This is a genomic window from Rhodomicrobium udaipurense JA643 (assembly GCF_000636015.1).
GTDB classification, from domain to species: Bacteria; Pseudomonadota; Alphaproteobacteria; order Rhizobiales; family Rhodomicrobiaceae; genus Rhodomicrobium; species Rhodomicrobium udaipurense.
This window is the reverse complement of sequence record NZ_JFZJ01000124.1, coordinates 1-8,950: the sequence shown is the minus strand read 5'-3', so window position 1 is coordinate 8,950 and position 8,950 is coordinate 1. Positions and strand designations below refer to the sequence as shown.

Genomic DNA, 8,950 nt, shown 5'->3' with positions numbered 1-8,950 from the left:
GCACCACATTGCTGCACGCTCTCCAGCAGAACGCATGCGCCTCAAGTGCACTGGCAACCAATCAATTCTAGTGCAGTTTCAAATTTTGTATTGATGACGATGCCACCCGCGGTGAGCATCAAATGCAATGCACTAGTCGCGTCAAGAAACGGCGGAAGATCGCTGCTTCAACAAAACGCGGACAGTCTCCGATCGCGTGAAGGCCGGTCGAATCGCCCGGCCTTATTCTCCCTTGTTCGATGAGATCGTTTGCTATCTCGCGTTCGCCTCTTTCGAGTCGAGGCGCGGACGGCGGTCGCCGATTCGAATGCGCGGTTATTCTGAACGCGCCTCGCCTTTGCGATGATCGGCGGCGCGGGTTCTTCGGTTTTTTCCTCTCAGCCGCCGCGCGTTGACACGCCGCCCTTTTCGTCGCAGTCAAATGCAAATCACGCCTTGAATTTTGCAACGAAACCCTGTTTATTGCGCACTCCTTCGCCGCTGTAGCTCAGTTGGTTAGAGCACCAGATTGTGGATCTGGGGGTCCCCCGTTCGAGCCGGGGCAGCGGTACCAATAAAATCAAGGGGTTAGGCAGCTTTTTTGCCACCCTCTCAAAGCAAGCCCTCGAAAAAATAGGCACTGTGTAGGCACCGTGGAAAAATTCGCGGCTTGGGCGCTGCATCTTGGCTGCGTCGAGCCGGTGGCGCCACCCCTCCCGCAACTCCGCAGGCTTATTGAATAGGCACAAACGAATCGTGCGGCCGAAAGCGATAACCGCTGGCGTGCAAGCAGCAGTGAGGTTCAATCTTTCAACATGGCGTTGCGCGGCCGGTTGCGCGCGGCGAAAGTCTGCGTGGGATCGACCGGCGGGGGTGCCTTGGAGAACACACCAGCGGGTGGACCGCTTCGGGGTGCGCCGGCCGTTTGCTGTTGCCCTCGGCGTTGCAGTGGCGGAACGAGGCGCTGCGCTTCCGCGACCTAGCGCATGTGAAGATGATGCCGGACGGCATCGGCCAGCGCTCTGGCCGCCGCGTGCTGTTTATCGTTCATCGGGCATCCTCAAGGAAGGTGTTGCGCGCCCAATCGCCGATCCCCGGAGCTACCCCAGGCGCGACATACACGGGTAGATCGTCGCGGACGGCCCCGGCGATCGCGTTGCGGGCGGACGGAGCGCCTGCGGCCAAGCGGCGGAAGGCGGCGCCAGAGACCGGGTTATAGATGGCCGGGAGTGCAGCGCCCGCCGCAAGCAAGGGTGTGGGGGCGCCGAACATCGCCCCACCGCCAAGCAGTCCGAGCAGTCCGAGCAGTCCGAGCAGTGCCGATCGCTCGGGCGTGCCGCTATCGTTGAGCGTGCGCATGACCGACGCCGCAGGCGTTGCGATGTCTTGCAGAAGCGCATCCCCCGCGCGAAGCGCGAGCCGCCTGCTGAAGAGTCCTGCGCACGCACCGCCCGAGCGAGTTGCGAGGCCGATGCAACCCCTTGCTGAGTGCCCGCTGAGTTCGCCGCGCGCCGAAGGATCGCGGCGACGGCATAGCCCCGGTTGATCGCCTGAAGCTCGCGAGCGTCGTTCGGATTGGATCGCTGCACGGCGAAGCGAAGTTCGCCGCGAAGATCGTCAATAAAGGGCGCAACCTGGCTCACACTCACGTCCGGCGAGCGCCGTAGCGCACGGCTCTCGCTCGAAAGCGAACTTTCCACCCGCTTGAGCACTTCGCCGGGTACGTCGCGGCCGCCATGGGGCACGCTGCCTGCCAAACGTTGGTTCACGTTGTCGATAAGGTCGTTCAGGTATTGCAGCACGCCCGCGGCCTGCGCATCGTTCACGATACGGGCGGTGTTGGTCGCCCAGGTCGAACGGACGGGTGCAAACTCCCCCGCGTTGACGCTGATGCGGTTTAGAACATCGTCATACCGTTGCCCCAGCCGGTCAAAAACATAATCCACGGCATCGTGACCTAAGGCGACACCTTGCGGGAGTTCCTCGCCGATGGGCGTGAGGGCGCGATTTGCAGCCACCCGGTTCAAGCCCTCGGTCGAGCGAAGCATTTCGTTGCGAATAAAACCGCCAGCCAACGGGGCGCTTGTAAGCGAGCTTTCAGCACGCTGCGCGATCCCGCCCAGTGTCTGGCCCGGCGTCAAAGGCACGCCGGCGTCGATGAGCGTTTGAGCCTGCCAGGTGGCCCAAGGGCCGATTACGCCAGCGGCCCCGTGGAGAGCCGCGCCGCCTACAGCCCCGCCGACGGCGCCGTTAAGCGCGCCCTCGCCCGCGTTCCCCAAACTCACGCCCTGTTCGGCCATGCGCTCGCTCGCTCCGATCGGCGCGCCGACGAACGCGGAAGTGGCTGCGGCCGTCCCGAGGGTGGTAGGCGCAGCCTGTCCGGTCAGCATGGCGTTGCGCGCAAGCTGGCGCCCCGCGGAGGTGACAGCCGGGATGCGGGCGAGCTGTGTTCCGGCAGCCTCGATGAGCGGGCCTGCGGCCGTACCGCCGTTCCTGCCACCCCTGCGGCGGTGCCGAGCCCCGAGAGAACAGCATTGCGCACGGGGTGTTCTTGCGCGTTCAGATCGTCCTGGCGGCGCTCGATGTCCTCGCGCAGCTGCGCGTCTTCGCCCGTGAGCGCCGAGGTGGCACCCGCCGTGATGTCGGGTCCCCAGCCGAAAGTTGCGTGGCGGAACAGTGTGCGCAGCCCCTGCAAGGTGCCGCTCTGCTCGCGGTTGTTCTGCGCCGCGTTCATGCTCACGGTGGTTTCGCGGCTGCGCGCCTGCGCTTCCTCCGACGTCAGATACTTGCCGAGCTCAGCGCTGTACGGCGCCCCGCCTTCGCGCAAGCGCCGTTGTTCGGCTTGCTCGGGCGTGGGCGGATATTGCTTTACCATCGCCGCGTCGATCTCGGCTTCCGACATATCGTCGGGGAAATTGATGATGCTTCCGTCTGGGGCTTGAACGCGCTGAGAGCCGCCCTGCTGCTGCGGGACGGATATTCGCGGCGCATCACGGCCACGATATCGTCATCCGACATGGTTCCCGGAAACTCGACAATAGAACCGTCCGGGGCGTGGATTCTCTGAACCATATACTCGAAAAATCCAAGAAATATTTGAGTACTATATAATTCAGTTCTGTATAAAGTTCACGCATATCTTGAGGGCGCATCTTGCGCGTTGTGCGTTATGCGCTTTTTCGTTTCAGGGCCCTGAAGTAGTGGTCCGACGCGTTAGTGCGATCAATTTGCGCCCTTCATGCGTTTGATTCTCTCGTTGACTTCGAGAATGTTAGGGGACGCTGCAAGGCCGTGTCCAATCCGACGCGTGACGCCTTCGGCTTCAAGGGCGGCTTTCTCGTCCCGAAGCTTGCGGAAGATCCGAAGCGACATGCGAGGCGGTTTCCTTGTGACAAAGGCAACCGGGAGCCCAGGAAAGATGCGAAGTTTCGCATCGATCTTTTCGAGCCTCATCGCCTTGCGCTCGCGCTTGCTCACGATGCCCGACAAGCGCCGCAGGCCAAGGCACCGCTGGCACCGGAACGTGACTTCATGAGCGAAGAGCTTCCACACGCGCCGCTCGCAGTCCGGGCAAATGAAGCGCGTATGTGCCCCGCCGAACGGTGTGGGCATGCGGACCACCCGCAAGCGTTCTTCCGCGATGGGCAAAGCCTCATAGCCGTCGCCCAGGCGCTTGAAGAGAAGCACTACGCCTTCCGCGTCCACGGATACGCCCAGGAAGGCGCTGCGCTCAGGCCATTCCACCCGGAAAGCCGTTCGCGGGATCAGCTTGCCTTCCCGCTCCCAAGCGCGAACGTCGAGCGCGAAGCAGTCGTCCAGCACCGCCCTTCGGGGCTTAAGACCACCCTCCCGCGTAAATCTGCTAAAATCCATGACGATACAACCTTGAGTTTGGTTTCGTGTGCTCACTTATGGTAGGTCGTAAATCCCGAATTTTTCTGAGCAGATTTGCGCGGGACATCGGGATAAGGCGGGACATGTCCCGATGTGTCCCTTGTCCCGGAGGACGGCTAAACCGGGACAGACGGGACAAATCCCTATAGGGATGTCCCGATGTCCCGACCGTCCGGCGCGCTGTCCCGCCCAAGTTAGAATTCCGAGCTAATTGAGCAATTGCGGCAGTCGGATGGGGTGCGGAAACCCGGGGGGTGGTACGTCAGCATTTGTTACACGCCAAACCCATTCACCGCCGGCCGCATCACTTCCTTTGCGGTAGGCGCCCTTTGGCCCGCATGCGCGGTTCAACGCGCGTTTCGCATTCTCTTGCCCCGTCCCTTCATCGTCGGAACCGAAAAGGCGCTGATAGTGCGACATGACATCGGCACGCAGCACAGCACCATCAACCTGCTTGCCGTCGATGATCGTCACCGGCGAGCCTGGGGCCACCCTAGCGGCTTGAAACGCCTTGTCGAACTGTGACGCCGCTTTTCGGCGCGCGCCCTCCACGCCGCGCTCAGGCTTGCCTGTGATATTCACCGTGAGCGTCGTCACGGGGTCGCCGTCATGACCGACACATACCGGGGAGAGTTCGAACGGCCAGCCGATGCCCGATGCCCGCGCTCCGCTCGCTGTCCTTGTTTTTTCGGACTACGACACGGTGCCCATCGTCGCTGTCAACCACTTCCCATTCGAAATCGGTGGCGGCATGCAGGCCGGACCATCCGCGCATCCCTCTCGCATCGTCCTTGCCAGCGTGATGCACGACCGCCCCGAGTTGCCCCCCGAGTTCTCCCGCATTCGCAATAAAGGTTCCATCCCCTGCGAGCTGTTCTCGTCAGCGCCCTGCGTGACCTTCGCCAGCGTGTCGATGATGACCACGCCGGGTTTCCATCCGGCGGCTTCCGTCTGCGCTTCGATATCCTGAATCAGTTCCGCAACTTCGCCGTTCGCAGCTCCCAAATTTGGGGCGACAGTGATAACCGCGAATAGGGACTGCGCGGGATTGAGCTCCAGAGCTTTCATCGCCGCCCACACACGGTTGATGAAGCCGCCCTGTCCCTCGGCGGCGATGTAAACCACCCCGGCACGCGAAACCTTGTGTCCCGCATATGACGTGCCCGAAGCGATATGCAGGGCCGCGTGAAGAGCGACGAACGTCTTCCCAGCCGCTGGCTGTCCATAGATCGTTCCAAAGCCCGTTCGCGGTATGAGGTTTTTGATAAGCCAGTTCGTCGTCAGGTTTGGCCGCATCTCCGACGCAAAAATCAAGGGGAAGCGGCGGGATTGACTAGCAGCCGCCGCAGGCGCGGGGTGGCACCGCCACAACCCCGCCGAACATCCCCTCCGCCGTCTTCGTGCCGATGTCGCCTCGCGCACTTCCGGCTGCGCTGTGAACTTTCTTGTGCAGATCGGCGGGCAACCAAGGGGGTTCGCAGCGGGGGTTGTAATGCTCAAGCATCAAGTCAAGTGCGGTTTCAGGGGTCAATGCGCGGTCGCGCACGAGCTCCGCGGCGATCTTGAAGGTCTGATTGTCGCCGCCACAGCCCTGTATCGTCGGCGGAGCATCACTCGCGAGCCACGCGGCCGCCGCAGCGATTTCGCGGGGAGCGTCGAGTTCGGATCTCACCCTAAGCTCGCGGACCTCATCAGCCGTGCGCAGGCGGGCCGCCAGGGCAGGGGGGAGCGGAGCAAGCGGCAAAGATCATGCAGGACTTCATAAACGCCCTTGTGGGTGGTCGTGCCGGGCCCCAGCACCATGCCGCCAGCGCTCTTGAAGTCGATACCGGGCAGCAAGCCCACGGAATTGCAGAATTCCGTGTCGGACGCGTAGTAGAGGTGCCACCCGCCGCTTGGCGTGCGAACGGTCAGCGTGTCGAAAGGCAATCCGAGTTCGATAAGGGAATCGACGCCCGGTGCATCGTTCTTCACGTCCACGTCCAGCACATGGACGCCCCGCCCGGTCGCAACACCTATGCCGGCGTCCGGCCAACGAATCCACCAGTCAACCGCGACTGCGGGGTCTTGGGTGGCCTCGTGTTGCCACCCCTCGAGAAGGCGATTATACGGTTGACAAACCCACTCTAGCGGTTTAGATTACGTATCAAATAGATACGGAATTTAGCCATGTCGGTTCTCAGCAAAGCCCATTTCCACGACGAAGAAGCCGCCTTCAAGAAGGTGGAAGGTCTTCTTTGGCCGGAAGGTCCGGTCTGCCCCTTCTGCGGCGGCAAGGATCGCATCTATGTTCTGGAAGGCGTCCGCTCCAAGCCTTCGAAGAAGAACCCGGAAGGCGTTGTCCGTCACGGCTTGAAAAAGTGCGGCCATTGCCGGAAGCAGTTCACGGTCCGCGTCAACACGATCTTCGAAAGCTCGCATATCCCGCTGCATAAGTGGTTGCAGGCGATCCACCTTCTTTGCGCCAGCAAGAAGGGCATCAGCTCGCACCAGCTCCACCGCGTCCTTGAAATCACCTATGAGGCGGCTTGGTTCATGAGCCACCGCATTCGCGAAGCGATGCGGAGCGGAAGCCTTGCCCCGATGGGTGGCCCTGGCTCCATCGTGGAAGCGGACGAAACCTTTCTCGGCAAGAAGGAAGGCGCTGAGAAGAAGCGCGGCTACGGTCACAAGATGGCGGCTCTCAGCCTCGTTGAGCGCGGCGGTGAAGTGCGCAGCTTCGCCATCGAGAAGGCGGACACGGCCAACATCAAGCCCATCATTGATGCCAACCTTTCGAAGGAGGGCATGCTGATGACGGACGAGGCCACGCTTTACCGCAAGATCGGCAAGGAGTTTAAGCACCACTTCACCGTGGAGCACGGGAAGGAAGAATACGTGCGCGGCTCCGTCCACGTGAACACGCTGGAAGGCTATTTCTCGATCTTCAAGCGCGGCATGAAAGGCACCTATCAGCACTGCGCCGAAAAGCACCTGCACCGATATCTCGCGGAGTTCGATTTCCGTTACAACAACCGCGTTGCAAACGGCATTGGCGACGAGGAGCGTGCGCAAAAAGCCTTGCAAGGAGTTAAGGGGAAGCGATTAAAGTACGAAAGAGCTAACGCGCCCGCATAAGGGGAAGCGCGATGACTGAATTTCGTGATTTGATCGATGTATGTCTGGCAGAGAAAAAAGTGATGACCGGGGAGGCTCAATGGAATAAGGGGCCTCGCTTTGAGACCGAAGGGCAGCAAAGATATCTGCAGACGCTTGAAATAAACGGGGAAGTATGCCCAATTAAATTGGTAATAGATAAGTATCCGTCTCCATTCGGCCTAAAATTCTCAGTAGCTTTCGTCTATCAAGTTGAAGTTGTTAGGGTGGATTATGGAAATGCCGTCTGGCATGTCAACCACCACCCTTTACCGGAAGGCGTGGCGTTTGGGATGATAAACGGATCTCATATCCATAGCTGGACGCTTAACCGATCGCTTTTCTCTTCAAAAAACTTCCCGGATGCGTTATGCTGGGCTGTGCCGATACCACAGAATCTTAAGGGGTTCCCAAACACATTCAGATGGGTGTGCGGCGAGCACAACGTGGAATGCGGAAAAGAAGTTCCAGATTTACCAAATGAGCTATTGATATGAACGTGGCTGAATTGGTTAAGTGTGAACTTGCTAAGTGGCCTCAACCTATGGTTGAGGGCAACACAGTGGTTGTGGCCACTCACTGCCTCTATCCCTCTCGAACCGTCGTTACAGCATTCATCGACAGTGGTCCAAAAACCGCTGTGGTTTCTGACGGCGGCGGGGCGATAAGCGAGGCGCGGAATTTACCGGACAACCCTGAAAAGCTAATATCCACCCTGAGGAAACAAGTAGGTGCTTGGGGGCTTAATGTCGGTAAAAATGGCTGGATATACTCTTGTAGTATCCCGATAGAAGACGTGGCAGCGATGGTGGCGGTCGTGGCCTCGGCCTCACGGGATGCTGCTAAAGCGCTCGTGACCATGTTCCGGGCAAAGTCGCAGCCAGACTGGACGGGAGGATTAGACCGAATATTGCGAAATGAGTTCGGCGCAAACGTGAAACGCGAGGTCAAAATCTCTGGCGAAAGCAACAAGACGCATAAGTTCGATTTTGTTGTTCGCCTCCCCAGCAGGGATCGGCTTGTTATTGATACTGTAAAGCCTGAGGCTGGGTCTATAAACTCTGCAATTGTCCATCATATTGACTTGCGGCAGTCAGGGCAAAAAGGTCTCGTGCAAAGGATTGTTTTTAACGATCTTGAGGATTGGAACTCGGCGGACCTCGCCTTGCTTGAAGTCGGGGCTCAGCCAGTCGCTTTAAGTAAGGCTCAACATGTCTTCCAAAAACTCGCCGCTTAAAAGCGAACAATCAAAACGCTTCATAGATGCCGCCCGCGAGCTCGGCTGCGACGAGGACGAGTCCGCTTTTGACGAGATCGTAAAGAAGGTGGCGAAGGCTCCGCCACCGCGACAGGAAGAACCGGCAGAGAAGCCGAAACAGAAACGCAAACCCGCCAAATAGGCGGGTTTTTTGTTGGAGAAATGGAATGTCGCACAGTCTTGACGACGCAGCTCGCGATGAGCTTAAGCGGGCTGTCAGAAGCTACGGTTTACAAGATTTGAAAGGCGCTGAGTTTCGGAGCCTATTACGTCTCGCGCATAACGAAGGGCTGCTAGGCGGACTAATGCGAGAGATCGGGGCTCTGGATCGCCAAGGGCGGTTTCTGACGGCAAATGCAGTTCAGAAATGGGAACCTGAAAATCAACCCACTGCGTGGCCTTGGCGGCGTCTTCGTGATCTGCGTAGCGCATTCTCACGCTGGTTCCGGTGATGGTCGTCTCAATCAGTTTCATGATTCAAGTCCTTCGTTATTGAAACTGAGGACGAAACCTAACCGATTCGCATGGGTTTGTTAAGCCGACAATCGTCCTCGAGAAGCGGTTTTCGTGTGGCGGGGTCCAGCGGGAAGACGCGGAAACCCCGCCGCTGCCACGCTTGGGCAGCGCTCCAGTTCGTCATCGGTTGATCCCCGGGAAAGTTCGCAGATAAGGTTCGAGCCAGCG

General features: G+C 59.5%; 10 protein-coding genes, 1 tRNA gene and 1 pseudogene. 4 read left to right on the top strand and 8 right to left on the bottom strand.

Annotation, left to right across the window (positions count from 1 at the left end; genetic code table 11):
* Positions 1-476: 476 nt before the first annotated feature.
* Positions 477-553 (top strand) — tRNA-His (locus T281_RS14235).
* Positions 554-1,079: 526 nt separating this feature from the next.
* Here T281_RS14235 and T281_RS14230 read toward each other — a convergent pair.
* The 7 genes and pseudogenes from T281_RS14230 to T281_RS14200 form a co-directional block, all read right to left on the bottom strand.
* A complete protein-coding gene (locus T281_RS14230) occupies positions 1,080-2,369 on the bottom strand; it encodes a hypothetical protein (protein ID WP_037240638.1) in 1,290 nt (429 codons plus the stop codon).
* Complete coding sequence (locus T281_RS14225; protein ID WP_037240634.1) at positions 2,363-2,881, bottom strand: hypothetical protein; 519 nt, start codon at positions 2,879-2,881, stop codon at positions 2,363-2,365. Before T281_RS14225 ends, T281_RS14230 begins: the two co-directional genes overlap by 7 nt.
* A gap of 320 nt (positions 2,882-3,201) precedes the next feature.
* Positions 3,202-3,852, bottom strand: coding sequence for a hypothetical protein (locus T281_RS14220; protein ID WP_155955268.1), 651 nt, complete (start codon positions 3,850-3,852; stop codon positions 3,202-3,204).
* Between the two features lie 228 nt (positions 3,853-4,080).
* Positions 4,081-4,470, bottom strand: coding sequence for a hypothetical protein (locus tag T281_RS14215; protein WP_037240628.1), 390 nt, complete (start codon positions 4,468-4,470; stop codon positions 4,081-4,083).
* 96 nt (positions 4,471-4,566) lie between these two features.
* Positions 4,567-5,295: an AAA family ATPase gene (locus T281_RS14210; RefSeq protein WP_338053309.1), complete on the bottom strand. Its 729-nt coding sequence runs from the start codon at positions 5,293-5,295 to the stop codon at positions 4,567-4,569.
* A complete protein-coding gene (locus tag T281_RS14205; RefSeq protein ID WP_037240622.1) occupies positions 5,207-5,545 on the bottom strand; it encodes a hypothetical protein in 339 nt (112 codons plus the stop codon). Before T281_RS14205 ends, T281_RS14210 begins: the two co-directional genes overlap by 89 nt.
* A pseudogene (locus T281_RS14200) lies at positions 5,542-5,955 on the bottom strand (bifunctional DNA primase/polymerase); the annotation flags it as partial. The pseudogene T281_RS14200 and the gene T281_RS14205, both read right to left, overlap by 4 nt.
* 87 nt (positions 5,956-6,042) lie before the next feature.
* On the opposite strand from T281_RS14200, the gene T281_RS14195 reads away from it, so the two are divergent.
* The 3 genes from T281_RS14195 to T281_RS14190 are packed head-to-tail and all read left to right on the top strand — an operon-like array spanning position 6,043 to position 8,245.
* Positions 6,043-6,990, top strand: a complete 948-nt coding sequence (locus tag T281_RS14195; RefSeq protein WP_037240617.1) for an IS1595 family transposase — start codon at positions 6,043-6,045, stop codon at positions 6,988-6,990.
* A gap of 11 nt (positions 6,991-7,001) precedes the next feature.
* Positions 7,002-7,505, top strand: coding sequence for a hypothetical protein (locus tag T281_RS18890; protein ID WP_155955266.1), 504 nt, complete (start codon positions 7,002-7,004; stop codon positions 7,503-7,505).
* Entirely contained in the window at positions 7,502-8,245 is a 744-nt protein-coding gene (locus tag T281_RS14190; RefSeq protein WP_155955265.1) for a hypothetical protein, read from the top strand. The genes T281_RS18890 and T281_RS14190 overlap by 4 nt, the downstream gene beginning before the upstream one ends.
* Positions 8,246-8,482: 237 nt before the next feature.
* On the opposite strand, the gene T281_RS18885 is transcribed toward T281_RS14190, so the two are convergent.
* Positions 8,483-8,740, bottom strand: a complete 258-nt coding sequence (locus T281_RS18885; protein ID WP_155955264.1) for a hypothetical protein — start codon at positions 8,738-8,740, stop codon at positions 8,483-8,485.
* Positions 8,741-8,950: the final 210 nt, after the last annotated feature.